Here is a 23,241-nt window from a genome sequence, read left to right on the forward strand (position 1 = left end):
CCGGTGTTCGTCCGCCGGATGGGCCGTAAGTGACCCCGCGTTGGAGGATAAAGTGGGACGGTGGTGCGAAAAGCGGAGCGGGTGCAGGGAAGGCGCGGCAAACCCGTCGGAAACATCACCAGGGGCACCACCAATCCCAACCGCATGCGCCGTTTGGACCGCTGGTTGGCGGGCCCGCAGGGATGGCGGCTACGCTCCGCCGTCGACCCCTTGGTAGTGGACCTTGGCTACGGCGCTTCCCCGGCCACCGCCGTCGAACTCTTCGAAAGGCTGCAGGCCGTCCGCCCGGACGTCCGCGTGTGCGGGATCGAGATCGAACCCGAGCGAGTCAGTATCGCGAAGCCCTTGGAAAGGCCCGGGCTCAGCTTCCACGTGGGCGGTTTCGAGGTTCCTGTTCCGGGCAATCCAGTGTTGGTGCGCGCCTTCAACGTACTGCGGCAATACGAGGAGTCGGACGTGGCGGGGATCTGGGCGCTCGTGCAGTCGCGGTTGGCACCGCAGGGGTTGTTCATCGACGGTACGTGTGACGAAATCGGCCGCAGGGTGACGTGGGTTGCACTGGATCCGGACCGGCCGTTGAGCCTGAGCCTGTCCATGCGGTTCGGCGGCTTCGAACTGCCCTCTGACGTGGCCGAACGCCTGCCCAAGGCACTCATCCACCGTAATATCCCCGGCGAACGCATCCATGCTTTCCTGAATGCGTTGGACCAAGCCTGGCTGGAAGCCGCACCGCTTGCGTCCTTCGGCAGCAGGCAGCGGTGGACCGCCATGTGCCAATCAATGCGCGACGCCGGTTGGCCCCTTCAGGACGGACCCTCGCGCTGGCGCTTGGGGGAAGTTACGGTCGACTGGTCAGCGGTGGCCCCGGCTTAGTTGGCCGCGGGCAGGCCTGGGCCCACACCGGCGAGGGCCCCGGCCTGAGCTTGCGAAGGCTGGGAGCCGGTGGGGATCACCAGGGACCGTACGGCCCTTGGTTGCGGCCGCTGTTGCCGATTTCCTTCACCGCGGGACGGACGTCCGCCAAATAGACGCACGCCGCGGTGACAGCCGCGATGCCGAAGAAGCCGAAGCCACTGCCGCCACCGAGCAGGGAAAGCCCGCCGATCACCGCTGCGATCCCGGTCAGGGCAAGCCAGAAAGTCTTGGTGCGCTTGGACGCGGCCTCAAAGGACGAGGGTTTGTGGCGCAGGCAATCGACCAGCGCCCACAGCTCCAAAGCGAAGGCGACCAGTCCCAGAATGAACCAAATCCCATTCTGGATGTTTGAAATCAAAATTTTTCCGTCCACGCCCACAAGCCTAGCGGTCAAGCGACTTGAACGCTTGCTCCAAATCCGCCCAGAGGTCTTCGACGTTCTCGATTCCGACGCTCATCCTGACCAGGTTGTCCGGCACGCTGAGCGGCTCGGCGGTGTGCCGGCGTCGGCGTTCGATGAGGGATTCGACGCCGCCCAGCGACGTCGCCGGGATCCACAACTGCAATGCACGAACCAACTGATCTGCCGCGTCGGCACCGCTGCGGGTCCCGTCTCCGGCGAGCTGGATGCAGAGGATCGAGCCGAAGCCCTTCATTTGGGACTTGGCCCGCTCATGGCCGGGATCGGTGGGCAGGCCCGGGAAACGGATCGACTCGACGCGGGGGTGGGTACTCAGCCGCTCGGCCAGGGTTGCGGCAGAAGATTGCGAGCGCTCGATCCGGAGTGCCAGCGTGCGCAGTCCGCGGAGCGCGAGCCAGGCCTCGAACGGGCCCGCGATGCCGCCGTGGATGATGCGGTGGTGCAGGAGTTCCCCGCGCAGCCCGGCGTTGGATGTCACCAAGGCGCCGAGTACGACGTCGGAGTGGCCGGCCAGGTATTTGGTCACCGAATGGAGCACGACGTCGGAGCCCAGGCTGAGGGGCTGCTGGACCAACGGCGTGGAGAAGGTGTTGTCCGTGACCACGATGGCGCCGGCCTCATGGGCCGCGGTGGCCAGGGCCCGGACGTCGGCGATGCCGAGCATGGGGTTGGTGGGGCTTTCGATCCACAGCATGCTGGCGGGCTTTCCATCCGCGGGGGCGAGCTGCGCCTTGACAGCGTCGGTGTCCGCGATGTCGACGGTCCGCAATTCAAGGATGCCCTTGGCCGCGAGTTCGGTGGCCATGACGAGCGATCCTGCGTAGCTGTGCGTCGGCATGACGAGGACTCCCCCGGCCGGCACGAGCGACAACGCGGAACTCACTGCTGCCAGGCCCGAGGCATACAGCAGGCCGGGCAGCTCGGCTCCTTCCAGCTGGGCCAGCGCTTCCTCGAACGGATCCCACGTGGGGTTGGCATAGCGTCCGTAGCCGCGGTCGCCGTCGCTCAGTGCTCCCGTGCCGAAATACGTGGAGGACAGAACGATGGGCGGGTTGACGGGCTGGTCATGGCTTCGTTCGGGACGGCCTGCCGCCACCACCACAGTGTCAGGGGACAGATCTGCGGCATGTTCTCGGGAAAGACTCATTGCCCCAGCCTACGGCGCGGGGAGCGGGCGCTGGAAAGCTGTTACGGCTTCGTCTCGCCCAGCGGTAGGGTGCGTCGCGCCCGGGCGGGCGAGCGCCGTCGTCGGGCACTGTCAGAGTTCCTCTGTACGCTTAGATCCGTGACTACGCAGCGCCTCAAGCAGGACCAGAGCCCCATGCCGGACCAGCGCCCCGGACTCTTCATCGCTTTCGAAGGCGGGGACGGGGCCGGCAAGTCCACGCAGGCCGCCCGCCTGGCTGAGTCGCTCGAGTCCCTTGGCTTTTCCGTGCTGCGCACCCGGGAGCCCGGAGGCACGCCGATCGGTGAGAAGCTGCGTTCCCTCGTGCTGGACCACGGCCACGGCACTATTGATCCCCGGACCGAGGCCCTGATGTTCGCAGCCTCCCGGGCCGCCCACGCAAGCCAGGTCATCCGCCCGGCGTTGGCACAAGGCGCAGTGGTGATCACGGACCGCTATATAGACTCCTCCGTCGCTTACCAGGGCGCCGGCAGGGATCTCGGAACCGTCGACGTCAGGCGGCTCAACGAATGGGCCACCGAAGGACTCGAGCCGGACCTGACGGTCCTCCTCGACGTCCACCCGGGCGATGGCCGGGACCGCAGAACTGCCGGAGACGCTGCCGAGGACCGGCTCGAGTCGGAACCGGACGATTTCCACGCCCGCATCCGTGCCGCTTTCCTGGAACTGGCACAGGCGCGCCCGGAGACGTACCTCGTGCTGCCCGCCAAGGATGCCGTCGAGGACCTCGCCGCGCAGATCCTCCGGCGCGTGCAGGACTTACTTGGGAGCCGCACATGAGCGTCTGGGACGAGCTCCAGGGCCAAGCGCCCGTCGTCGCGCAATTGCGCGCGGCTGCCCAAGGCGAAGGCCTCACGCACGCGTGGTTGTTCACCGGACCGCCGGGTTCGGGCCGTTCCAACGCGGCCAAGGCGTTCGCGGCGGCATTGAACTGTGAGCAGGACGACGTCGCCCTTCGAGGCTGCGGCGAATGCGCATCGTGCCGGACCATCCTCGGCGAGACCCACTCCGACGTGACCTTTGTCCGCACGGAGAAGGTCACCATCACCATCGAAGAAGCCCGCCAGCTGGTGTCCAAGGCCGGCGACCGGCCGGCGTCGGGCCGCTGGCGCATCATTGTGGTGGAGGACGCGGACCGTATGGCCGAGCGCACCACCAACGTACTGCTTAAGGCCATCGAGGAACCCACACCCCGGACCATCTGGATGCTGTGCGCACCGTCGCCCGCGGATGTGCTGGTCACCATCCGCTCGCGTTGCCGTCCCGTGAGCCTTCGGATTCCGCCGGCTGCCGACGTCGCCGCCCTGCTGGTAAGGCGCGACGGCGTCGACCCCGCCATCGCTGACCGGGCCGCCCGCGCTGCCCAAAGCCACATCGGCATTGCGCGTCGGTTGGCCCGCGATCCGGAGGCCAGGGAACGCCGGATGGAGACTGTCCGTTTCCCGCTGGGCCTGAGGGGCGTCACTGCCGCCGTGATGATGGCCGAAAAGCTGGTCAAGATCGCGACCGATGAGGCCAACAGCTCCAACGACGAACGCGACGCCGCCGAGAAGGTTGCCCTGCTCGCGAGCTTGGGCGCTCCGGAGTCGGGCACGCTGCCGCCGTCGATGCGAAGCCAGGTGAGGCAACTTGAGGACGACCAGAAACGGCGGGCCAAGCGCTCCATCACTGATTCCCTCGACCGCACGCTGACTGATCTGCTGTCCTTCTATCGGGACGTCCTGGTCATCCAACTGGGGAACGCCGTGGAGTTGGTCAACGTTGAACTCAGGAGTGAACTGGGGGCCTATGCGGCAGGCTCCACGCCTGAAATCACCTTGGCGCGCATGGATGCCATCAACAAGGCGCGCGTGCGGATCACCACCACCAACGTGGCACCGCTGCTGGCCGTCGAGTCCATGGCGAGCAGCCTGATTCAGCAATAGCCGGATAGTTTAGAAGTACAGCACGCTTCCCCAGCCTGAGGAGAAACGCATGACCCCCGCACGACGCCGGCCCGCCGGGTCCAGTTCCAGGACACGGTTCCCCTCACTGCGGCGGGTGGCAGCGGCAGTCGCTGCCACGGTCTCCGCGAGCCTGCTGCTGAGCGGCTGCGTTTTCTCGGTACCGGCGCCCAACGATGGTGCCGGCAACGGGTCCGGCAACGTCAGCACCCCGGATGCGTCCATCGCCGCCGCGGCGCCGGCAGGACTGGAGAGTTTCTACTCCCAAAGAGTGAACTGGACGTCCTGTGAGCAGGGATTCCAGTGCGCCAACATCAAAGTGCCGGTGGACTATGCCAAACCCGATGGTGACAGCATCTCCATCGCGGCCATCCGGCTCCAGAGCCAAGGCACAAAGAAGGGTTCACTCCTGGTGAATCCCGGTGGCCCCGGCGCTTCGGGCTATGACTTCGTCAGGGACGCGGCGAAAACCCACTTCACCAGCAAGCTGCGGTCCAGCTTCGACCTGGTGGGCTTCGATCCCCGCGGCGTCAAGCGGTCGGCGCCGGTGACGTGCCTCAGCGATGCCGAGCGGGACGCTTCCCGCGAGAAGGTCTACAACTACGAAACCGACCAGGGCATCGCCGCGGCGTTGGCCGACACCAAGGCCATCAATACCAAGTGCGTGGAAAAATCCGGGCCCGCCCTGCCGCACATTGACACTGCCAGCTCCGCCAAGGACATGGACATCCTCCGTGCAGTGCTGAACGACGCAAAACTCAACTACCTGGGCTTCTCCTACGGAACGTCGCTCGGCGCCACCTATGCGTCCTTGTTCCCGAACAACGTCGGCAGGCTCGTTTTGGATGGCGCTGTGGATCCGGCCCTCACCAACGAGGACCTCACTGCGGGGCAGGCCGAGGCGTTCGAAAAGGAGCTCCGCACTTATGTGGCGGATTGCCAGGCAAGATCCGGATGCCCGATGACCGGCAGCGTCGATAATGGCGTGCAGCAGATCCAGGACCTCATTGCCGATGTCGAGCAGAATCCCAAGCGCGCAAAGGACGGGCGGCTGGTCACCGGGGCGACGTTCGTCAGCGGTATTTTCACCCCGCTCTACGACAACGAATCGTGGCCCGTCCTGACCCAGGCCCTGGTGGCCGCGTTCAAGGGCGACGTGTCGCTCATGCTTCGGATTGCCGACTTCGGCGCAGACCGGGACCCGAACGGCACCTACACTTCGAACACCCAGTTCGGGTTCAACGCCATCAACTGCCTTGACTACCCCATGGTCACGGACACGGCCGGGATGCGTTCCGAGGAAGCCCGGCTGAAGCAGCTCTCCCCCACCTTCGGCTACTACTTCGCTTACGGCGGCATCAACTGCAAGGACTGGCCCTACAAGCCCGTGCACACACCTGCTCCTGTGAAGTACACGGGCTCGGCGCCGGTTGTGGTTATTGGCACCACCGGGGACCCGGCGACACCTGTTGCCTGGGCTGGTTCCCTGCGGAAACAACTCGGCAATGCTTCCCTCGTGACGTGGAAGGGCGAAGGCCACACCGCCTACGGCCGCTCCAACCAGTGCGTTTCCGACGCCGTGGACAACTACTTCGTGAATGGAACGGCGCCTTCAGACGGGACTATGTGCTGAGCTTGTTCGCAAACTTGAGGCGCCCGCGCTAGAGCCGTGCCGCGCGGGGCTCAAGCAATGCGGGAAGGTCCTTGACCGAAGGCACGACGGCGGTGGCGCCGGCCGCGCGCAAAGCCGCCTCGGAGTGGAAGCCAGTGAGCACGCCCACCACGGCGGAGGCGCCGGAGCGAAGGCCGGACAACATATCCGAGCTCGTGTCCCCCACCACGACGACCTCGCGGACATCATCCAGGTCAAGGGCCAAGACTGCCGTGAGAATCATGTCTGGGTAAGGGCGCCCGCGGCCGGCGTCGGCCGGGCACAGGCTGAGATCGGCCTTCCCCATCCAGCCCAGGGACTCGAGCACCATGTTCTGGGTGTGCCGGCCGAAGCCCGTAGCCAGGCAAACTTTCACGCCGGAGTCTCGCAACCAGTCGATGGTTTCCTCAGCACCTGGAATAGCCCGGACGCCACCGTCGGCAATCAGATCGTCGTAGGCGCGTTCGAAGGCCTTGTTGGCGCTCTCAGCTCGTTGTGCTTCTTCAAAAAGGTGGCTGAAGACGGTCAGCTTGGAAAAGCCCATGGTGTCCCGGGCGTAGCCGAGCATGCTTTCGAAACGGGGCGAACCAGGCTCGACGCCGGTCTCCTGCAGGGCGAGGGACATCGCCCGCTCGGTACGGCCATCGTCGGTAATCGTGGTGCCCACCATATCCAAGACAGCAAGCCGCAGCCGCTCCGCACGGTGCGCCCCGGCGTCGTCCGCGTTGATCCTCTTGCTGCTGTCCATGCTCATGGCGCCCCTTCGCTGGTTGATGACCGAAATCGTGCGGCCACGTTAGTCCGCCCAGCTTGCCCCCGGTCCGCTACGGCGGCCTGAACCCGGCGCGACGAGCGGGTGAATTCCGCAACAACGGCGCCAAGGGAGCTCCGCGCCGGGCTGTTTTGACCCGGACGAGGTGACTCTATTACAGTTGTATCTTGCGTGATTCAGCCGGTACCCGGACGATAACGCGGTGCTTCCTTAGCTCAGTCGGTAGAGCGTTTCACTCGTAATGAAAAGGTCATCAGTTCGATTCTGATAGGAAGCTCGAGAAGCCCCGCCAATCCATTGGAATGGTGGGGCTTATTTTTTGCTCCGAGGTCCGGGCTCCACTTTTGACTCTGTTGCTGGACTCGTAGCAGCGACCCGACCCCGATCATTGAGTGCTTGGCAACAGAAGACAGGGAACCGTGATAATCGGTGACGAGTATCATGCCCAGAAGGAGCGCGGCAAGGCCAATCAACCCGAAGGTGTACGGGAAGACTGCTTTCGCTACGCCGCCCGGCAGCGCAAGTGGACCCAGGACGGTGACCAGAACGGCGCCGACACACGTCGCCCACGCCACACGCAGCGGCAACGGGAGCGACCCCAGTTTCCTTGAGACTTCTCCCCAATGCCACCCCTCCGCTGATTGCCCTTGCCCAAAGAGTAAGGGCTACCGTCCTGCCGCGACAGAGGTCCGACCGGACCACCCCTTTTATGAGGGACGGTGCCATGCGGGCGCCCCCGAGGTCTTGTCTGCATACCGTTGCCACCACCGAGAACCTTGACCAGCGACGTTCCGTGGCAGACGATATTCGAATCGTGCTGCGTTGGCGCTCACTCCCGAGCTGCTCCAAGTGGCAGCTATCAGGGGGACAGCATGGCAAACGTGACAGTCGATCCGGACATTTTTGAAAGTCAGGGCGAGCGGTCTGAGGGGATCTTCGATGGCTGGGAGGGGCCTTCACCGTTCTTCCTGGTCATTTCGGACGAAACGGACAAAGCGGCGGAGGCACTCCATGTTGCGATAGGACGATGCATGCGTGTTGACGGCAATGGCAACGAGCTGACCGCCGCCGAGATGGCAAGCACCGGGGAATACACCGCAAATTACTGCTCCCCGGTCTACCTCACAGACACAGGCCTGATGGCGTACTTGGACACAAACGGTGAGCTACCGCGGGCCATGGCCGACACAATGCTCCGCATCCTCGTGGAGGAAGTCGAGGCACGCGACATTACCGCCCATCTGACTACTCCGCCGCGAGGCTCCGAGTCAACGGCAGGGTGCACAGAATGGGAAGACTCTGAGGCGGGAATGGCAAGACTGGCTTTCGAAATAGCCAACCTTGACCCGGAATGGCCATAAGGCCAATGTGGCGGCTACGTCGTCCGGGCTGGGAGCAATCATCAATCATGTCCAAGCGCCGAATGCACGGTACGTGGGTGTTGTACTTGTTGCCGCCTTTCGCCGTCGTGAGCGGGAGAGACAGCCCGGCGGGTGGGTCTAATGTCCACTTCGGAGAGGTCCCGCAGGACCGGCAGGGCCGCTGACGTGACCAGAAGAGCGCAGGGGCCGACGACCAGCAGAAACACGTGGCAAGCCGTGTACTCGATGTTCGGTCCGATGGCGGTCGCCAACTTCACGATGCTCCTCGTCATCGTCCTGTTCGTTGTGTTTCAACCCAAAGCCAGCGATCCGAGTACGTATTGGGCCATCGCATTGATGGCGGTCTTGATGCTTATCGCGGGAGTCCTGATGGTGAAGGGAATGCTCCGACTCAGGCTCGTCCGCAAATCGCACAAGGAGGACCGGCGACGCATCGCCGCGGGCCTTACGTTGGAACCCGAACGCGACGATGACTGAAACCCCGGGTGACCGAATGACTTACGTTTTCAGAGGTGGCTTATCGAACTCCGGGCGGTTCAGGATCAAAGGACCGTGGGTGATACTCACCATGAGCGCCTCGCAGCTTGAGTTCCGCCCCCGATGCCGGTGGTGGGCGCGCCACTTCGGCCCTTGGCGGCTCGAGCGTTCGGCCGTCCGCGAGATCTATCCGGGGCGTCCGCATTTCATCTTCTCCTGGACTCCGGTGAACTTCCTCGCCAAGGAGAACATGCCGTGGATATTTATGGCCGAATGGCCGGAGGGGGTCCTCGGAGCCGCGGAAGAGCTCGGCTACCCGGTTCGATACGAGGGAGCGCCCTGTAGTACATGCCGAACTTGGAGAAGCTCTGCAGGGTCGTGTAGCCATGCCGGTACTCCCTGCGGGCCTTGTAAATGGACACCGCGCCCGACACCGCCGCGGTGAGTCTCGCGAGCACGAAGATCCCGTAAAACACGAGGGCGACGTTCTTGACCCCGGCGCCATTGTTGCTGGCGATCGCAAACCCAACCATGAGTATGCCCGTGCCTAGGAAGGCCAGGAGACTTGTTGTGGAGGTCCGCTGCCAGGCTGCGGCGCTGAAACCCTTGAGCACGGGATACCGGACCGTCGGCTCCCACGGCGCGGTCGGGACCGCGCCGCCGCCCTGGTCCTTAATGGTGTGAAGCACGTGAGCCTCCTGGGGATTCCACCGGACCAAGTCGGCCTTTAGACTTCGTGAGCCGGTTCATCTGCCGCTTGGCCCCGGTGCCGGGTCTTTCTCTGGCCACGTCGTGTAGCCGAGTTTCCGCTCGGCGTAGTAGGGGCGGATCGCGAGGACAGCGATCACCATGGCCCCGGCGCACAGGGCGATGGCAAGCCAAAGGGGCACCAGCGGTATCCACGTCGGGAAGGCATAGTGGGTGGCGGCGTCGATCAGTGCCAGCGGTGCTCCAACCCCCAAGGCGGCCAGGATCCCTTTGATGAAAGGAACGGCCCGGATCAGCCACATTCCCGCCGGCGGCTGGACAGGCAGCGTGTCCCATTGGCTACGTGGAACGAACCTCACCTCGGCCATTCAAACCCTCCCCACAGGCAATCGACGCTTCGCTGTCACTGAACGTCATGCTACACAGAAACTGCCCATTCGTTTCGGCCCGTCAGCGCGGCGAGCAGGGGCGACGCCAAGGCAGGCATGACGCCAACATCCCGATGTTTAGTACCTTGTTGAGGCCCCGATAGAGGCTCAGAGCGGACACGGCGGAGGCCCGGCCAACAATTGCTTTCGGGGAAGGAGTCGAGAAGCTAATCTTGTCCAAGCCCCTATGCCTGAAGGTATCGGGGCTTGAGGGTAACGCAAATGCCGTGCATCGTCGGCCCGCGTTCACCTTGGCGATCTATTTGGGGGTTGGTTGCATTGAGGTTTCCGCGCGTTCTCATATCGCTGCTCGCCGGCATGATGATCCTGCCGATTTCCGGTTGCTTGAGCGCTTCAGTACCAAGTGCGGCACCGACAGACGCCTGGACGATCAGCCCCGGCCCCACATCCAGTGCGGCCCCTGCCCAGGTCTATTCACTGGCTCAACTGCGCGCAATGGTCGCAAGCGTCCGTGCTATCAACGGTGCCGCCGCCACGGTACTGGACGACGCCCAGCTCAAAAAGATCCAAGGCATCCAGTCGATGGGTTCATCCTTGCTGAGAACTGACCCCGATGAATGCCTCAGCCTGCTGCACGACGGAAGCCTCTCCGATGACCGGATACCGGCAGCAGCGGCCCTGATCGGGCCGCCCGCGAGCCAGTCAGCAATTACCGCATCCTCCGATGATTCCGGGCTGTTCTGGCAGGGCATCTACAGTCTCGAAAAGACCCGGACCCGCTGCTCACCATCAACCCTGACCCTCGACGGCCAGACCGCCAAGTACGAGCTTTCACCCGTCCTTGCAGACCTGCACGGGCAGAAATCAACAGCCAACGTCCAGACCATCACCGACCAAACGGGACCGCATTACACGCTGAGCATGGTGGCCATGAGCGGCACCCTGTTCGTCACCGGCAGCAAGAAAATCCCGGCCGCGCAGCCGACCGACGCCGAAATCAAAGAGCTGAGCGGCTACATCAACACCGTCATCGACGGAGCAGGCAAAGCTATCCCCTCGGCGCCGGCAACAGGCGTCGGCGCATAGACTGCGTGCGAGGCACAGCCGACCCGACAGAACCCGCCATCAACTCCGACGCCAACCGAAAACAGGGGACTAAATGAATAGAGAGTCCGAGGACCACACACCGGCCCAGCCAGACGAGACAATTCAAGGCGTCGCGCCCCTTTTGTCGACGGGGACAGATGGCAAGAACGGCCAACGTCAGTCAGGGCGTAGAAGAAGTACCTTGGTCTTCGGCATCGCCGGTCTGGCCGTCCTCTGCGGCGCCGGGGTCTGGGCACTGCTTCCCCAGGCGCTGAACGGCGGCCAGGATGCGGCGGCCGCCTCTACGACACAGGCTGCTCCCCCGCCCACCCCGACCGCACGGCCAACTCCAACTCCGCGTCTGACAGATTACACCGACCCGACCCACGGCTTCGAAGTGAAATTACTCAGCCCGCCCACCCACACCAAGGTCGCAATTCCCCTAACAGCCGATACGACAGCAACCGCGGACGTATTCACCGCCCAATACCACGGACAATCCGTTATCGCTGTCCCATTGCCGTGCATGAACCCTGCACACACGACCGAGATCCTGCAAGGCTTCATGGATTCAACCGTGAACGGTCAGGGAAAATCCACCTCAGCCCCGCCGGTCGTCGAAACCCGTGATTCGACAACGTTGCAGTCGTTTCCTGCGATCCTTGGCAAGTTCACGTACACCGACGCCGATGGCCGAAGACTGAACGCTCAAATCCTCACTGTCATGCACGGCTCAACCCTCATCCAGGCCCTCGCCATATCCGGCTCTTCCCCCGACGCCTTCCTTGATGCCGGACAAAAGGCCTTCATGGACTCACTCCACTTCCTGGACCGACCCGCACCCAGTGCACCGATGTGCGACCCCTCCTAACTCCCCGTGGCGGCCGGCCAAGGAGTCACTATGTCCGCCGTCTGGACAGCCTTCCGCCTGCATCGCCCCGTAGTGCGGCTGTAATCTTTTGCCACCTGGGGTGGGTCTATCCTGCATGCAGGAATGCAATGCATCGGCAAGTTGCCGGGATCTTGGGGGCGTCATCAAAACTATCCGGTTGATCAAGCGGCTTGCCACTGAGATGCCACAGCCCGCTCGCGCATTGTCATGGCTGATCCCTTCACTCTTCATCGCAGGCCTGCTGATCTATGTCCTCACACGACAGTTTTGGCCCTCACGCATCGCTATTGGCGCCGCTGGTGTGTTCCTTTTCGCATTTGGATTTTGCGTCTTCCGGGACATCAACGGTGCGGCAAGTTCATGGTCCCGCATGTACAAGGAGAGCCGGGGCCTCTCCCCTGAGCATTTCACTTTTGCCGACGTGCCGACACTCAAAGGCATGGGATTCATCTACATGGTCATGGCCGTGCTTTGGCTTTGCATGGCGGTCTTTGCAATGTAGACGTCGATGGCCGGACCCGTGCGGAACGTCATTCGTCATGCCTGCGCGCCACCCCAGCCCAGACACCTACTTCTATGTCAGGCTGTCGTCGTCCGGCTCCACCTCGAGGGCGATCGACTGGTCATGGCCGAGGTTGTTCAGAATCGTCAAGATGATTGCGGCGAGCAGAAGGACCGGTGGCCATTAACCGAGCGGGCTACCTGTGAACGAAATGAATGACGTGACGTCCGTCCGGCATCAGAGTAGGTAGTTCGCTTTCAAGGCTCCGACACACCCCTGGATTCCCGGCCTGCAGGCATGCTTCCACGCCATATCGTAGGCTCGCCTGACACCATTCCAGGAGAAAGAACAGACCTCATGAGCAGTGTTCCTCCACCTCCCGAAAAGCGCTGGCCGTCCGACGCCCCGCAGATACCTAATCCATACGCACCAGTCCAGCCATGCGCTCCGTTCAGCAAGGCGGCAATAGCGGGTTTCATCATCAGCTGCGTCGGGCTTTTCGTCTTTGCCATGGTGGGCCCGCTCGGGACCGCCATCTCAGGCCTTGGCTTCCGGCGGGCCAGAGAGCGTGGGTTGCGTGGTCGCGGGCTCGCCATCGCGGGCATGATCATCGGTGTCGCCGATTTTGCGTTCTATCTCATCGCCCGGTACCTCCTTCATCCGTGATGCACAGCTGGCCAGGTGGCCCTATTTGCCCGCACCCTGCCCGCAGGGTTTGTGTACCCGTGGCCAGTCCTTCGGCTGCATGAAGTCCACGAAGCTCTGTGAGGTCGCCGAAGGCGTTGAGACCCGGGGCGAGTAGGCCGCCCGGCGCGCCGGGCGCTGCGAAGTTCAGGCAACAGGATAGAAAAGATGGGCGGGAGTTACCGGCTTCCGCCCGTCGTCCCCTTTCCGGAGGACGGACTTCCGAGCCGCTGAACACTTGAGGGTCATGAACTTCCGCAATCGCCTCGCCCTGCCCGCCTCGTTCCTCTTTGCTGCATTGGCCCTCGCCGGATGTCAGCAGGGAACCCACCCCGCCGATGCGATGACCAAGGCCGCGTCGCCGGCCGTTCCCCAGGCAGTGGCGCCCGTTCCCGGGGGCGCCCCCTCGGGTGCAGCGGCTGCAGCCGTGAAGTCCATCCACTCCCCCGGCATGGTCGCTACCGACGAGCAGCTTGCTGCCGGACAGTGTTCCGCCAAAGTGGTCGACGCCGCCACGGGCGAGTACCTGCCGGACCCGGCCTGCACTCCCGGGGCAACAGATCCCGCGGTTACCCAAGAGAACCTCGATTCGACGATCTGCATGAGCGGCTATACGGCCACGGTGCGCCCGCCAGCTTCGAATACGGACAAGGTGAAGGCCGAGAGCCTGCGCGAATACGGCCAGACTGCCGCGAAGACCACGGAATACGACCATCTCATCAGCCTTGAGCTCGGCGGCACCAACTCCGTGTCGAATCTGTGGCCTGAGCCGAACAAGGCGAGCGCCACGGGCACCACGAACCCGAAAGACGCGGTGGAGAACACTCTGCACAAGGCCATCTGCACCCATAAGGTCACCCTGTCAGCTGCCCAGAATGCGATCGCCCACAACTGGGTCACCGCGGTCAAAGACCTCGGTTTGTAGCAGCGCGGACCGCTGCATTGACCATCCGGGATCTCTCAAAACCCGACGGCGGCCCTCATGCAATCCAGCCCCTCTTGCAAGGAGCAATCGACGCGTTCGGCAGCAAATGGGGGTCAAGGAGCGCATCGTAGGATAGAGCGTGCCTGTCCCGCTCCCCTACAAAGTGGGCTGGCACTTTCCTTGACCAACGAGGGAGAGCCCGGTGAGGTCGCCGGCGCCGAACGAAACCACTCCTGGGGTCTCCGAGGGATTCATGATCTGGCTAGGGTCGTTGACATGGTCCAGGCCAACCACGTGACCGAGCTCGTGCTCGATCACGGCCCTCACCTGTTCCGTTCCGAGTTCCACCGACATCCGTTGGAGTGCAGGGCCGTTCAGCTCCACCTGCCCGCTGACGTAGGTGAAGCCGGTATTCCCAAAGCTGACAGCTTCGCTGCCTCCCAGGCCCATGACAGTTTCCCCTTGCGCGGGATTCGTGAATTTCGGTTGTTCGGCGTGGGTCTCCCAGGCGATGAGCACCGGAGCCCAACGGTCCCCATACCGATCCTTCTGATATGACCGATGGCCCGCGGACGGAGCCTCTGCCGTGTCGCCGTCGTTGACGAAGGTCAGTCCAGTTGCGTGGGAGATCGCAGTGACAGCTTCCTGGATGAGCTCGGGGCCGACTGCCGGTGAGTTGTCGGGGCGGGTGACGTAATGGATCGCCCGGCACGGATCATAGGTGACCGGACTGCCGTCCTCACGCTTCTGCAGGAAGGCGTATGACTTGCTGGTCACGGTCAGCGGTGCAGGCTGACCAAGGGGGCCCGGGTTTTCCCCGATACCCGCCGGTGGATGATCCTTTGCCTGGAGCGCCGCGCCGGCTGCAGGCCCGCCGGGTGCCAAGGGCCCGATCGCACCCGGATTGGCGGCGCCGGTTAGTCCACCAAGTCCGTTCAGTCCGGGCACAAAGGGTCCCACGAAATAGAGCCCGGCCAGAAGCACAACCATCCCGGCGACGATCGAAACAGCTCTGGCAACCCGCCGCAGTTTCTTGGGTCGCGGGGTAGGATCAGCTGCTTCGCGCCAGGCAGTCGGCGTCGGCGTACCTTCTCCCAGCATTTCTTCGAGCTTCCACAGCGGAATACGTTCCGGCACTTTCCGTGGCCCAGATGCCGAGCCTCCGGTGACCTCCCCGAAGATGCCTTCGTTGTCCCTCGAATCCCCCATCGTCAGAGTTTATCCCCCGTCCCGAACAGACATCCCATATTCCGGGCCACATCAAGGGCCTTCGGAACAACGCGCGCTCTTAGGTCATCGGAAATACTCTGAATCCATCCTTGGACCGGCTCACGCCCCAGAGCAAGACGGACCCGTCGAGCCTTCGGACGGCGATGGACCGTTGGACGCTCAAGATGTCCACATCCTGCGGGTAGTCGCACTCGGTGTGCGCTGTGAACTCATCGGCGAATCTGCGGTTGAAGATGAGAGCAAGCCCCTTCCACTTCCGTTTCTCGTACGTGGACAACCCGAAAGAGAAAGCCACCGCGATTCCCGCGACGATGAACAGAGGCCATTTGGGAAGTTCAGCCGACCCGAACAAGGTGACACCCGACAGGATCCAGAACAGGAGGAAGAAAACTCCCGACATGATCCTGACGGCTCTGTATTTCCTCGCTTCGGGGAATGCAACAGTGAAGCCCGTGCGACGATCATCCATGAGGCGCCCCGATCCGCGTTGCAAAGTGCGTTTCTTGCTAGTGAACCAAGAATGTCGAACCGACGATAGAACCTGGCCTCATCCGGCGGGGTGCCTCCGGAGTGACGGCAACGTCGTCGAGTCCCCGGGGTGGTAGAGGCGCCTAGCCATCGGGAAGGCCGAATCGGATTTGAAATCCAAACCCGAAGCATGCTTAGTATGTAGTAACGGCCGTATCGATCGGCTGCCGAACCAGAGGAGGAAACACCATGGGACTAGGCGACAAGATTGAGAACGCTGCCGAGAAGGCTGGCGGCAAGGGCAAGGAAGCTGCCGGGAACGCCACAGGCGATGAAAACCTGAAGGCGGAGGGCAAGGCCGACCAAGCCAAGGGCGATTTGAAGCAGGCCGGCGAGAAGGTCAAGGACGCCTTCAAAAAGGACTGACCTGACCCGTAGAGCAAAGGGCGCATCCCAGCGGGGTGCGCCCTTCGCCGTGCCCGGTACTTGATTCCAGACGGGCTCCCGCGGGCAAACACTCCGCATACTTACTAATCATGGACGCCGGGCAACCTCACCGTTACTGTGATCACACCCGATGTTGCTCATCCGGGGACTGTGTCAATGGAGTCGCAGTGAAATCACATCTGGGGGATTTGATGACAACGCTGGTTCAGTCCGAGGGCGAATTACACCACGACGCAGAGGTCGACACCGTTTCCGGCGTGGACGGCGGTGGAGCGGGGTTCAGCCCAGAACATGAAAATGTCAGGATTGAGGACGCAGGTGAAGGGATCCTCAGGATCATCTTGCGCCCAGGAGGCCGAATCACCGCAGAAGACGGGGGTCTTGTCCAGGAGCGGTACCTGGCGCTGACGGGCGGAAGGGGCGCTGCGGTCCTACTTCAGGTCATCGGCGTCGAGTCTGTCAGCCGCGACGCCGTCCGATTCTTCAGCGAAGCGGCCACGATCACGGCCTTCGCGATTCTGGGTAGCACGCCGGTGGACCGTGTCATTGCCCACGGCAGGCACGGGCTCCCCGCACCGCAGTGCCCCACCCGGTATTTCTCCGATGAACAAGAAGCCTGGGGGTGGTTGCGCGAGCTGCGTCCTGATGCCGCAAAATCCGGCACCAGGACGTCTTCGAAGTACACCGCCCCAAGCCCTCCCCTCTGAACAACGCGGGGTCACTTACGGCCCATTTGGTGCCGCTGAATGGGCCGTAAGTGACCCCGCGTTGCGAGATCCCGCGTTGAGAACTGCGCGAGTTAAGAACTATGCGAAGTCCGAGACTGCCGGATCCGGTCCGATGCGGCCTTCGGCGCCTCGGTCCAGGCCGTTGATGGCCTCGATGTCGGCCTCATCCAAGGTGACGCCAAGGGCTGCGAAGTTCTCCTGGATCCGGGACTCGGTCACGGACTTGGGGATCACAACGTTGCCGATCGCGAGGTGCCAGGCGATAACCACCTGCGCCGGGGTGGCGCCGTGCTTGGCAGCAATCTGCGCGATGGTGGCGTTCTCAAGGAGCTCGCCACCCTGGCCAAGAGGCGACCAGGCCTGCGTCAAAATGCCCCGGGCAGCGGCGAACTCACGGAGTTCGGACTGGTTGAAGAACGGGTGGAGCTCGATCTGGTGGATCGCCGGAACCACGCCGGTCTCGTCGATCAGGCGCTTCAGGCCTTCCTTGCTGAAGTTGGAGACGCCGATGGACTTGATGCGTCCGCGCTTCTGGAGCTCGATGAGGGCCTTCCACGTGTCCACGAACTTGTCCTGCTTGGGCTGCATCCAGTGGATCAGGTACAGGTCAAGGGTTTCCAGGCCGAGGCGGTTCATGGACTCTTCGAAAGCCGCGAGCGTGGACTCGTAGCCCTGGTCCGCATTCCACAGCTTGGTGGTAATGAAGATTTCCTCGGTCTTGAGGCCGGCGGATGCGATGGCGCGCCCTACGCCTGCCTCGTTGCCGTAGATCTTGGCGGTATCGATGTGGCGGTAGCCGGCGTCGAACGCCCGACGCACTACCTTTTCGGCTACATCGTCCTCAACCTGCCACACCCCGTAGCCGAGCTGGGGGATGGAGTTGCCGTCGTTAAAAGTAAGGTTCGGTGACGAAGTCATGGCTTCCATCCTGCCAGCCGTGCACACGGGGTGGCTACGGATTCCAGCCCCTCTAAGCTAGGCGCTTAATAGTTGTTATGTGGGAATAGACGCGTCTGCACCTAATTCGCCGAACTCTATGAGCCGGCTTTGGTCCCCAGCAACCGTTCGGCTTCCTCGACGTGCTCGTAAACGGCTTCGGCGCGTCGCCGTACCGAAGCCGCACCCACAGGAACGGGCCCGACGGCGAGACGCAGCATCGCGGCCGCCTCCGCCGTCGTGGCAAGAGAGTTACCCGCTTTGGACAGCGCGCGATGGACACCTGCGAGCGATCCCGGAATATCCAGCCCGTCACTGGGCGAACGGAGCTGGGCCTCCACGCAGACCGCACGAACCCTGGACGACAAGTCCGCCAGTTCGTTGGCAATGGCTACGAGTTCGCCGTAGAGCTGCTCGTCTTCGACACCTTCCAGCACCTGGTGATAGCGATCAAGGCCGCGGTGAAAGCGGTCGTGGGCACGGCGCCACAATCCTTTGCCAAGTTCAGCGTCATCCTTCCGCCCCTGCCGGACGGCCCCAAAGAATCCCAAACCAGCGCTCAGAGGTACTGGCCCGGACCGTGGTCCGGATCTTCAACTCGAGCAGGTTTGCCTGGTTCCGCTTCTTTGCCGGGAAGGTGGGCACGCTGGGGCTCACCGTTCTCCCCGATAACGACTCCGGGAGCAATCATGGTTCCGGGCGGGAGCTGGCGAAGCTGCAGCTGGGCAACAGCGTGCTCCCGGGCTGCCTGCTGGGCGGCGATGGCGGTCTGGATTCCGTGGAACAAGCCCTCGAGCCAGCCGACAAGCTGCGCCTGCGCAATCCGGAGCTCAGCGTCGGAAGGGGTCGCATTTTCAGGGAAAGGGAGGCTGATACGTTCCAGCTCCTCCACTAGTTCCGGAGCGAGGCCCTCTTCCAGCTCTTTGATGGAGCGTTCGTGGATCGCGGCAAGGCGTCCGCGCGCTGCCTCGTCCAGGGGAGCGCTCTTCACTTCTTCGAGGAGCTGGCGGATCATGGTGCCGATCCGCATGACCTTGGCTGGTTCGTCGACGAGGTCCTGGAGGGTGCTGCCCTTCTTGGCGCCAGGCTTCCCGTCGGCCCTGGGGCCCGCTTCCGATGTGCTCTGTGCCGTGCCAGCGTCCAAGGTTGTGCCCTCCACCGGGATGTCGTCAAAACTCTCGCCACTGGGTTGAGTGTCGTCCTGATCGCTCATGCGTTCATACTCTCATGTGCCGCAACTCAGCCCAGCGCCTTGACCAGTATTTCGCCTTCGTCCTTAGCGAAACCACATTTTTCGTAGAAACCCGTTGCATAGAGGTTGGCCGGGACCCAGACTTCTTCCAGCCCGTGTTCCCGCATCCACTCCTCCATGACTGCCAGAAGGGACCGGCCGATACCGCGGCGGCGCCACTGCGCATGGGTCCCCATTTCCATGAGGAGCAGTTCCGCCCAGGGCCCGGCATTACGGCGGCGCTGAATGCAGCAGTGGAGGAATCCCACCATCCCCCCGCCGAGCTCAGCCAGCCAAAACAGCACGGCGGGGTCGCCCAGGAAGGAGCGGGCGCCGTCGTACGTCAACGCGCCCGACGGCGGGACTGAAGGATCTTCGTCGAACAAGTTATCCATCTCCGCCAGGCTGATCAGCGCGCCGGCGTCGTCGGGGCCAAGCAGCCGGATCCGGACGTCGGCATTCGTCAATGTTTCGATGTCAGCACCTCCCCTGCGGAGCAGTCTATGCGGTGGTTGTCCCGTTGCCGCGGACGATTCCGATCACGCCGTTGCTGGCGCCATTGGACTGCTGGACCAGCCTGGCTTCGCAAAGATCCAGCCAGCGGGCCTCCGCCTCGGCATGGAAGATCAGGGAGTCCAGGACAAGAAGCCTGGCGGTATCCGTCACTCTTTGATTGGCGGCCAGGTCCTTGCGATCCTGGGTGTACTCCTGCAGTTCCCGCAGGGATATCTCACGTTGGGCCTGGATGAGAGCGTGTGCGTCGGTCCCCGCCGTCGAGACGGCCAACGCCAGCTTGATGGCCAATTCGTTCCTCGGCGGCGCTCCACGATCCACCGCAGTTGAAAACCATCGGCGGATCTCCACAGTCCCCGCGTCGGTGATGCTGAAAAGCACGTGGCCTCGGCCGTCGTCGCCCTCTTTGCGGACCAAAGCGTCGCGCTCCAGCCGGTTCAACGTGGTGTACACCTGCCCGATGTTCAGCGGCCAGACGGATCCCGTGCGTTCCTCGAACGCCGCCCGCAATTGGTAGCCGTAGCGTGGTTGCTCCTGAAGCAATGCCAGGATGCTGTACCGGATGGACATCGCTCTCCTTCGTGCTGCCGGTTTTGCGGATGTCGCTAGAGCAGCAGAAGGACCTTGCCCATGTGCTCGCCGGAATCGAAGTACTCGTGGGCTTCGCGGACCTGCTCCAAAGGGAACGACTTGGCCACGAGCGGCTTGATCCGGCCGTCGGCCAGCATCGGCCAGACCGATTCGCGGACGGCGTTCATAATGACACCTTTTTCGGCGACCGGCCGCGGGCGCAGCGCTGTGCCGATGATCGCCGCACGTTTGCTGACCAGCTGGCCGAGGTTGAGTTCGCCCTTGACGCCACCCTGCAGCCCGATCACGACCAGCCTTCCGTAGTCCGCGAGTGCTTCCACGTTTTGCTGCAGGTATTTGGCACCGACGACGTCGAGAATCACGTCCGCGCCTTTGCCGCCGTTTTGTGCCTTGAGGCTTTCGGCGAAATCTTCTTCCGCGTAGTTGATGGCGATGTCGGCTCCGAGGAAGGCTTTCGCGGTTCCGACCTTTTCGGCCGTTCCGGCCGTCGTCGCGACCGTGGCGCCGTACGCTTTGGCGAGTTGGATGGCCATGGTGCCGATGCCGCCAGTGGCGCCGTGGATCAGTACCGTCTCACCCGCTTGCAGTTGTGCAGTCATGATGAGGTTCGAGTACACCGTGGCGGCTACCTCAGGCAAGGACGCGGCGGTGACCAGATCCACGCCGTCGGGCAATCGCAAGACCTGCTCCGCGGGGACAGCAACCTGCTGTGCATAGCCGCCACCCGAAAGCAGCGCCACTACCTTGTCACCCACGGAAAACGGTTTGCTCACCTCGGGCCCGAACGCTGCAATCCGGCCGGAGACTTCAAGGCCGGGAATGTCGGACGCTCCCGGTGGTGGCGGGTAGAAACCGCGGCGCTGCTGGACATCGGCCCTGTTGAGACCTGCGGCGACGACGTCGATGAGAACCTCGCCGGGGCCGGGAACCGGAGCAGGGACGTCGCGGATTTCCAGAACCTCGGGTCCGCCCGGTTCGGAGATGTAGACGGCTTTCATAGAGTGCTCCCCATCTTGCTCAGTGCAATTGGCCTTTCAGACACCTTAACCGCGTTAATCGCGGAGGCAGGTTTTTGGCACAGCCAACTCCCTATGAAACACTACTAGGCAGGGAAGGTTGTCCGAGCGGCCTAAGGAGCTGGTCTTGAAAACCAGTGTGCGGTAACCCCGCACCAAGGGTTCAAATCCCTTACCTTCCGCGTGGCGCGCTTTAAGGCGCGAACTGGCAGCAGATGCCCACAGAATTGCTTCTTGTGGGCATCTGCTGCTTTTTCGACGGCGCTAGCCAGTTCAGTAGCTGCGGTCCCCTAATCGGCGCTGCACGTCGAGCAGGAACTTGAGCCCGCCGTCAGACAGTTCCGAGTTCCGGAGACTCCAGCTGGCCGACTCCCGCAACGCCAGGCACCGGAGGGTCCGGCTGTTGTCCAGATCCAGGTGCCAGGCGTCATCCAAGGGAATCTCGGTGCCGCCAGGCATCCGGTAACCCTTTGCGTGGAGCGCCGACTGAATCACTTCCCGGCGCACGTTGTACGGGGGCGCCTCGCCGCTAACAGCCCAATGGACCAGCAGGCGCATGACCTCTTTGTCGACGCCGTGCTGCGGAAAGGCGAACCGCTCGGCCAGATAGTCCCACAGGGCTGCAGGATCCTGCACAGCGTGACGGCCAGCGGGGGTGAGGACCAGCCTTCCTTTGAACTTGCGTAACAGTTTCCAATCCTGCAGTTGTTCACGAAGGTCCAGGATCGGAACAACGTTGTTTTCATTTCGCCCCGGCATCGGCCACTCATCATCCCAGCCGAGCTGGGTCATGGCCCGTTTGACTATTGCGGGTTTGAGGTAGCCGGCGGATGTCAGTTCCAGCCCGTCCGGGTGTGCTGCATTTAGAAACCACGAAACCGGGCCAAGGACGGTCTCCCTGTCTTCCGGTGTAGTGTCGCCCGGCCAGATCCGTCGTGCCAGTTGGCGCAACTGCCCATTCACCGCGACGAGATCGAAGTCGGTGGGGTCGAAGTCGGCTGCCGGCTGATGGGTTACCAATTCGAGCCACTTCGCGCACTGGCCATGCTCGGAGTGGCCAGGGTTGCCAAGCACGGCCACCACATTCGCGTAGCCCGCTGCCCCGCCGGAGTCTTCCAGGGGTCCCCGCATCGCGCCATCGAGGCAGGCAACGGTGTTTTCAGGGAGAGTGGCCGGGCCCACGACCTCGATCTCGTGAATCCACGAATCACCAAAATCGTACTCGTACTCCAGCGGAGCTTTACCCGGCCGGGCCGGGTCAATGAGCTCAAGCAGCCCGACGTCGGCAGCAAGCTCGGCGCCGGGTTGCACGCCGTCGTCGTCGGTTCCGATGATGATCCGGCGGACGCCCTTACGATCGACACCGCTAACGCCGTAAAGGTGGCAATCCTTCCAACCGAATGCCGTCTGAATGCTTCCGTGCAGCACAGCGACGGTGGCCGACTCGGGGAGGACCACCCGCCTCCAAATGAGCGGATCAGTATCGCGAATTTCTATGCGGAGCTCGACGGCGGGAAACTGCTTGGGTGCGTCCATATCGGCCATTCTGCCAGTAGGGGCAGCGACGCCGGGACGCCCCTGATGCAGCCTAGACGGCTACTTCGACATATCCGTCCACCAAACGGGTGGCGTAGCTTGCAAGCCGCAGTTCGGGGTTGGTAAAGCATTCGCCGGTTTCCAGGTCGTACACCTCTTTGTGAAGCGGCGAGGCGATCGTGGGACGGCTGCCCCGGGAACCGACGATTCCCCGCGCCATGACGTTGGAGAGGGTTGCGGGGTCCTGCTGGGATACGGCCAGGACTTCATCCGGCGTGGTGCGGAAGAGCGCTACTTGCTTGCCTCCGACCAGGGCAGCTTCGCCCCAGGCCGGTTCCAGCTCGTCGATCGCGCAGACGCGGTGCCAGCCGGACGCGGTCGGTGCGCTCTGCTGTTGTTCCTTTTCACGATCCAGAATTACGGTCATTTCAGCCCCTATCGCTTAGCCTGCCGGTCCGGCGGATCCAATTCCGCCATCCGGCACGGGCCGTTTGCGGCCACAACTTCACGGTAGGCCCGCCATGTTTCGCCGGAATGCAATCAATGTGTCCTGCTCGTAAAGGAGACCTCACATAACCGCAATCCTCACCGTGATGCCGAAGTTAAGCCCCC

Annotated in this window: 28 protein-coding genes and 2 tRNA genes; 15 read left to right on the top strand and 15 right to left on the bottom strand. The window is 63.2% G+C overall.

What is annotated here, in order from left to right:
• Window positions 1–60: 60 nt before the first annotated feature.
• Window positions 61–873 (top strand): class I SAM-dependent methyltransferase, encoded by an 813-nt coding sequence (locus tag AC3WJM_RS15710; protein WP_370872235.1) that lies wholly within the window; start codon window positions 61–63, stop codon window positions 871–873.
• A 76-nt stretch (window positions 874–949) separates the two neighbouring features.
• Here AC3WJM_RS15710 and AC3WJM_RS15715 read toward each other — a convergent pair whose 3' ends face one another.
• Together AC3WJM_RS15715 and AC3WJM_RS15720 are read right to left on the bottom strand one after the other, a co-directional pair.
• Entirely contained in the window at window positions 950–1,288 is a 339-nt protein-coding gene (locus tag AC3WJM_RS15715) for a DUF2516 family protein (protein ID WP_306962709.1), read from the bottom strand.
• A gap of 10 nt (window positions 1,289–1,298) precedes the next feature.
• Window positions 1,299–2,483, bottom strand: a complete 1,185-nt coding sequence (locus tag AC3WJM_RS15720; RefSeq protein ID WP_492272315.1) for a trans-sulfuration enzyme family protein — start codon at window positions 2,481–2,483, stop codon at window positions 1,299–1,301.
• Between the two features lie 174 nt (window positions 2,484–2,657).
• Here AC3WJM_RS15720 and tmk point away from each other — a divergent pair, with 174 nt between their 5' ends.
• The 3 genes from tmk to AC3WJM_RS15735 are packed head-to-tail and all read left to right on the top strand — an operon-like array spanning window position 2,658 to window position 6,098.
• On the top strand, window positions 2,658–3,302 hold the full coding sequence (tmk, locus tag AC3WJM_RS15725; protein ID WP_059388660.1) for a dTMP kinase: 645 nt from the start codon (window positions 2,658–2,660) through the stop codon (window positions 3,300–3,302).
• Entirely contained in the window at window positions 3,299–4,447 is a 1,149-nt protein-coding gene (locus tag AC3WJM_RS15730; RefSeq protein WP_492272316.1) for a DNA polymerase III subunit delta', read from the top strand. The genes tmk and AC3WJM_RS15730 overlap by 4 nt, the downstream gene beginning before the upstream one ends.
• Before the next feature lie 49 nt (window positions 4,448–4,496).
• Window positions 4,497–6,098 (top strand): alpha/beta hydrolase, encoded by a 1,602-nt coding sequence (locus tag AC3WJM_RS15735; RefSeq protein WP_492272317.1) that lies wholly within the window; start codon window positions 4,497–4,499, stop codon window positions 6,096–6,098.
• Window positions 6,099–6,126: 28 nt separating this feature from the next.
• Here AC3WJM_RS15735 and AC3WJM_RS15740 read toward each other — a convergent pair whose 3' ends face one another.
• Entirely contained in the window at window positions 6,127–6,864 is a 738-nt protein-coding gene (locus AC3WJM_RS15740; protein WP_306962736.1) for an HAD-IA family hydrolase, read from the bottom strand.
• Between the two features lie 228 nt (window positions 6,865–7,092).
• Between AC3WJM_RS15740 and AC3WJM_RS15745 the strand changes: the two genes are divergently transcribed.
• From AC3WJM_RS15745 to AC3WJM_RS15755, 3 genes are all read left to right on the top strand, one after another.
• Window positions 7,093–7,165, top strand: a tRNA-Thr gene (locus AC3WJM_RS15745).
• A 595-nt stretch (window positions 7,166–7,760) separates the two neighbouring features.
• The gene (locus AC3WJM_RS15750; RefSeq protein WP_059388657.1) at window positions 7,761–8,249 is read left to right on the top strand and encodes a hypothetical protein; all 489 of its coding nucleotides are present in this window, start codon (window positions 7,761–7,763) and stop codon (window positions 8,247–8,249) included.
• 186 nt (window positions 8,250–8,435) lie between these two features.
• Complete coding sequence (locus AC3WJM_RS15755) at window positions 8,436–8,747, top strand: hypothetical protein (RefSeq protein WP_172465578.1); 312 nt, start codon at window positions 8,436–8,438, stop codon at window positions 8,745–8,747.
• 263 nt (window positions 8,748–9,010) lie between these two features.
• Here the strand turns inward: AC3WJM_RS15755 and AC3WJM_RS15760 are convergent, their stop codons facing one another.
• Window positions 9,011–9,436 (bottom strand): hypothetical protein, encoded by a 426-nt coding sequence (locus AC3WJM_RS15760; protein ID WP_284988792.1) that lies wholly within the window; start codon window positions 9,434–9,436, stop codon window positions 9,011–9,013.
• Window positions 9,437–9,493: 57 nt separating this feature from the next.
• A complete protein-coding gene (locus AC3WJM_RS15765; RefSeq protein WP_059388654.1) occupies window positions 9,494–9,823 on the bottom strand; it encodes a hypothetical protein in 330 nt (109 codons plus the stop codon).
• A 405-nt stretch (window positions 9,824–10,228) separates the two neighbouring features.
• On the opposite strand from AC3WJM_RS15765, the gene AC3WJM_RS15770 reads away from it, so the two are divergent.
• The 5 genes from AC3WJM_RS15770 (at window position 10,229) to AC3WJM_RS15790 (ending at window position 13,933) form a co-directional block, all read left to right on the top strand.
• Entirely contained in the window at window positions 10,229–10,930 is a 702-nt protein-coding gene (locus AC3WJM_RS15770; protein ID WP_492272318.1) for a hypothetical protein, read from the top strand.
• A gap of 202 nt (window positions 10,931–11,132) precedes the next feature.
• Window positions 11,133–11,801: a hypothetical protein gene (locus tag AC3WJM_RS15775; RefSeq protein WP_284988790.1), complete on the top strand. Its 669-nt coding sequence runs from the start codon at window positions 11,133–11,135 to the stop codon at window positions 11,799–11,801.
• A gap of 115 nt (window positions 11,802–11,916) precedes the next feature.
• Window positions 11,917–12,324 carry a hypothetical protein gene (locus AC3WJM_RS15780; RefSeq protein WP_492272319.1) on the top strand — a complete coding sequence of 136 codons (408 nt, stop codon included), beginning with the start codon at window positions 11,917–11,919 and terminating at the stop codon, window positions 12,322–12,324.
• A gap of 357 nt (window positions 12,325–12,681) precedes the next feature.
• Entirely contained in the window at window positions 12,682–12,990 is a 309-nt protein-coding gene (locus tag AC3WJM_RS15785; RefSeq protein WP_492272320.1) for a DUF4190 domain-containing protein, read from the top strand.
• Between the two features lie 265 nt (window positions 12,991–13,255).
• Entirely contained in the window at window positions 13,256–13,933 is a 678-nt protein-coding gene (locus tag AC3WJM_RS15790) for a hypothetical protein (protein WP_492272321.1), read from the top strand.
• Between the two features lie 156 nt (window positions 13,934–14,089).
• On the opposite strand, the gene AC3WJM_RS15795 is transcribed toward AC3WJM_RS15790, so the two are convergent.
• Together AC3WJM_RS15795 and AC3WJM_RS15800 are read right to left on the bottom strand one after the other, a co-directional pair.
• Window positions 14,090–15,142 (bottom strand): matrixin family metalloprotease, encoded by a 1,053-nt coding sequence (locus AC3WJM_RS15795; protein WP_492272322.1) that lies wholly within the window; start codon window positions 15,140–15,142, stop codon window positions 14,090–14,092.
• Between the two features lie 79 nt (window positions 15,143–15,221).
• Entirely contained in the window at window positions 15,222–15,632 is a 411-nt protein-coding gene (locus tag AC3WJM_RS15800; protein ID WP_284988785.1) for a hypothetical protein, read from the bottom strand.
• Between the two features lie 248 nt (window positions 15,633–15,880).
• Here AC3WJM_RS15800 and AC3WJM_RS15805 point away from each other — a divergent pair, with 248 nt between their 5' ends.
• Both AC3WJM_RS15805 and AC3WJM_RS15810 read left to right on the top strand, forming a co-directional pair.
• A complete protein-coding gene (locus AC3WJM_RS15805) occupies window positions 15,881–16,057 on the top strand; it encodes a CsbD family protein (RefSeq protein ID WP_059388645.1) in 177 nt (58 codons plus the stop codon).
• 212 nt (window positions 16,058–16,269) lie between these two features.
• Window positions 16,270–16,785: a DUF7793 family protein gene (locus AC3WJM_RS15810; RefSeq protein WP_284988784.1), complete on the top strand. Its 516-nt coding sequence runs from the start codon at window positions 16,270–16,272 to the stop codon at window positions 16,783–16,785.
• A gap of 99 nt (window positions 16,786–16,884) precedes the next feature.
• Here the strand turns inward: AC3WJM_RS15810 and AC3WJM_RS15815 are convergent, their stop codons facing one another.
• The 6 genes from AC3WJM_RS15815 to AC3WJM_RS15840 all read right to left on the bottom strand — a co-directional run bounded on the left by AC3WJM_RS15815 (window position 16,885) and on the right by AC3WJM_RS15840 (window position 21,075).
• Window positions 16,885–17,724, bottom strand: coding sequence for an aldo/keto reductase (locus AC3WJM_RS15815; RefSeq protein ID WP_492272323.1), 840 nt, complete (start codon window positions 17,722–17,724; stop codon window positions 16,885–16,887).
• 116 nt (window positions 17,725–17,840) lie between these two features.
• Complete coding sequence (locus tag AC3WJM_RS15820) at window positions 17,841–18,293, bottom strand: hypothetical protein (protein WP_284988782.1); 453 nt, start codon at window positions 18,291–18,293, stop codon at window positions 17,841–17,843.
• An 8-nt stretch (window positions 18,294–18,301) separates the two neighbouring features.
• Window positions 18,302–18,955 carry a bacterial proteasome activator family protein gene (locus AC3WJM_RS15825; RefSeq protein ID WP_059388643.1) on the bottom strand — a complete coding sequence of 218 codons (654 nt, stop codon included), beginning with the start codon at window positions 18,953–18,955 and terminating at the stop codon, window positions 18,302–18,304.
• A 26-nt stretch (window positions 18,956–18,981) separates the two neighbouring features.
• Entirely contained in the window at window positions 18,982–19,440 is a 459-nt protein-coding gene (locus AC3WJM_RS15830; protein ID WP_492259356.1) for a GNAT family N-acetyltransferase, read from the bottom strand.
• Between the two features lie 34 nt (window positions 19,441–19,474).
• The gene (locus tag AC3WJM_RS15835) at window positions 19,475–20,056 is read right to left on the bottom strand and encodes a PadR family transcriptional regulator (RefSeq protein ID WP_307053099.1); all 582 of its coding nucleotides are present in this window, start codon (window positions 20,054–20,056) and stop codon (window positions 19,475–19,477) included.
• A 35-nt stretch (window positions 20,057–20,091) separates the two neighbouring features.
• Complete coding sequence (locus AC3WJM_RS15840; protein ID WP_059388640.1) at window positions 20,092–21,075, bottom strand: NAD(P)H-quinone oxidoreductase; 984 nt, start codon at window positions 21,073–21,075, stop codon at window positions 20,092–20,094.
• A 112-nt stretch (window positions 21,076–21,187) separates the two neighbouring features.
• Between AC3WJM_RS15840 and AC3WJM_RS15845 the strand changes: the two genes are divergently transcribed.
• Window positions 21,188–21,275, top strand: a tRNA-Ser gene (locus AC3WJM_RS15845).
• Between the two features lie 91 nt (window positions 21,276–21,366).
• Here the strand turns inward: AC3WJM_RS15845 and AC3WJM_RS15850 are convergent.
• Window positions 21,367–22,629 carry a plasmid pRiA4b ORF-3 family protein gene (locus tag AC3WJM_RS15850; protein ID WP_492272324.1) on the bottom strand — a complete coding sequence of 421 codons (1,263 nt, stop codon included), beginning with the start codon at window positions 22,627–22,629 and terminating at the stop codon, window positions 21,367–21,369.
• A 52-nt stretch (window positions 22,630–22,681) separates the two neighbouring features.
• A complete protein-coding gene (gene nirD, locus AC3WJM_RS15855; protein ID WP_059388638.1) occupies window positions 22,682–23,056 on the bottom strand; it encodes a nitrite reductase small subunit NirD in 375 nt (124 codons plus the stop codon).
• Between the last annotated feature and the right edge of the window lie 185 nt (window positions 23,057–23,241).

The sequence above is a fragment of the Arthrobacter sp. FW306-1B-G06A genome (assembly GCF_058781765.1).

Coding starts and splice junctions, on each gene's coding strand:
- AC3WJM_RS15800 (WP_284988785.1), bottom strand. CDS start 15,632: ATGGATGATCGTCGCACGGGCTTCACTGTTGCATTCCCCGAAGCGAGG.
- AC3WJM_RS15815 (WP_492272323.1), bottom strand. CDS start 17,724: ATGACTTCGTCACCGAACCTTACTTTTAACGACGGCAACTCCATCCCC.
- tmk (WP_059388660.1), top strand. CDS start 2,658: ATGCCGGACCAGCGCCCCGGACTCTTCATCGCTTTCGAAGGCGGGGAC.
- AC3WJM_RS15810 (WP_284988784.1), top strand. CDS start 16,270: ATGACAACGCTGGTTCAGTCCGAGGGCGAATTACACCACGACGCAGAG.
- AC3WJM_RS15850 (WP_492272324.1), bottom strand. CDS start 22,629: ATGGACGCACCCAAGCAGTTTCCCGCCGTCGAGCTCCGCATAGAAATT.
- AC3WJM_RS15720 (WP_492272315.1), bottom strand. CDS start 2,483: ATGAGTCTTTCCCGAGAACATGCCGCAGATCTGTCCCCTGACACTGTG.
- AC3WJM_RS15740 (WP_306962736.1), bottom strand. CDS start 6,864: ATGGACAGCAGCAAGAGGATCAACGCGGACGACGCCGGGGCGCACCGT.
- AC3WJM_RS15750 (WP_059388657.1), top strand. CDS start 7,761: ATGGCAAACGTGACAGTCGATCCGGACATTTTTGAAAGTCAGGGCGAG.
- AC3WJM_RS15795 (WP_492272322.1), bottom strand. CDS start 15,142: ATGGGGGATTCGAGGGACAACGAAGGCATCTTCGGGGAGGTCACCGGA.
- AC3WJM_RS15840 (WP_059388640.1), bottom strand. CDS start 21,075: ATGAAAGCCGTCTACATCTCCGAACCGGGCGGACCCGAGGTTCTGGAA.
- AC3WJM_RS15785 (WP_492272320.1), top strand. CDS start 12,682: ATGAGCAGTGTTCCTCCACCTCCCGAAAAGCGCTGGCCGTCCGACGCC.
- AC3WJM_RS15735 (WP_492272317.1), top strand. CDS start 4,497: ATGACCCCCGCACGACGCCGGCCCGCCGGGTCCAGTTCCAGGACACGG.
- AC3WJM_RS15765 (WP_059388654.1), bottom strand. CDS start 9,823: ATGGCCGAGGTGAGGTTCGTTCCACGTAGCCAATGGGACACGCTGCCT.
- AC3WJM_RS15780 (WP_492272319.1), top strand. CDS start 11,917: ATGCAGGAATGCAATGCATCGGCAAGTTGCCGGGATCTTGGGGGCGTC.
- AC3WJM_RS15730 (WP_492272316.1), top strand. CDS start 3,299: ATGAGCGTCTGGGACGAGCTCCAGGGCCAAGCGCCCGTCGTCGCGCAA.
- AC3WJM_RS15825 (WP_059388643.1), bottom strand. CDS start 18,955: ATGAGCGATCAGGACGACACTCAACCCAGTGGCGAGAGTTTTGACGAC.
- AC3WJM_RS15790 (WP_492272321.1), top strand. CDS start 13,256: ATGAACTTCCGCAATCGCCTCGCCCTGCCCGCCTCGTTCCTCTTTGCT.
- nirD (WP_059388638.1), bottom strand. CDS start 23,056: ATGACCGTAATTCTGGATCGTGAAAAGGAACAACAGCAGAGCGCACCG.
- AC3WJM_RS15835 (WP_307053099.1), bottom strand. CDS start 20,056: ATGTCCATCCGGTACAGCATCCTGGCATTGCTTCAGGAGCAACCACGC.
- AC3WJM_RS15805 (WP_059388645.1), top strand. CDS start 15,881: ATGGGACTAGGCGACAAGATTGAGAACGCTGCCGAGAAGGCTGGCGGC.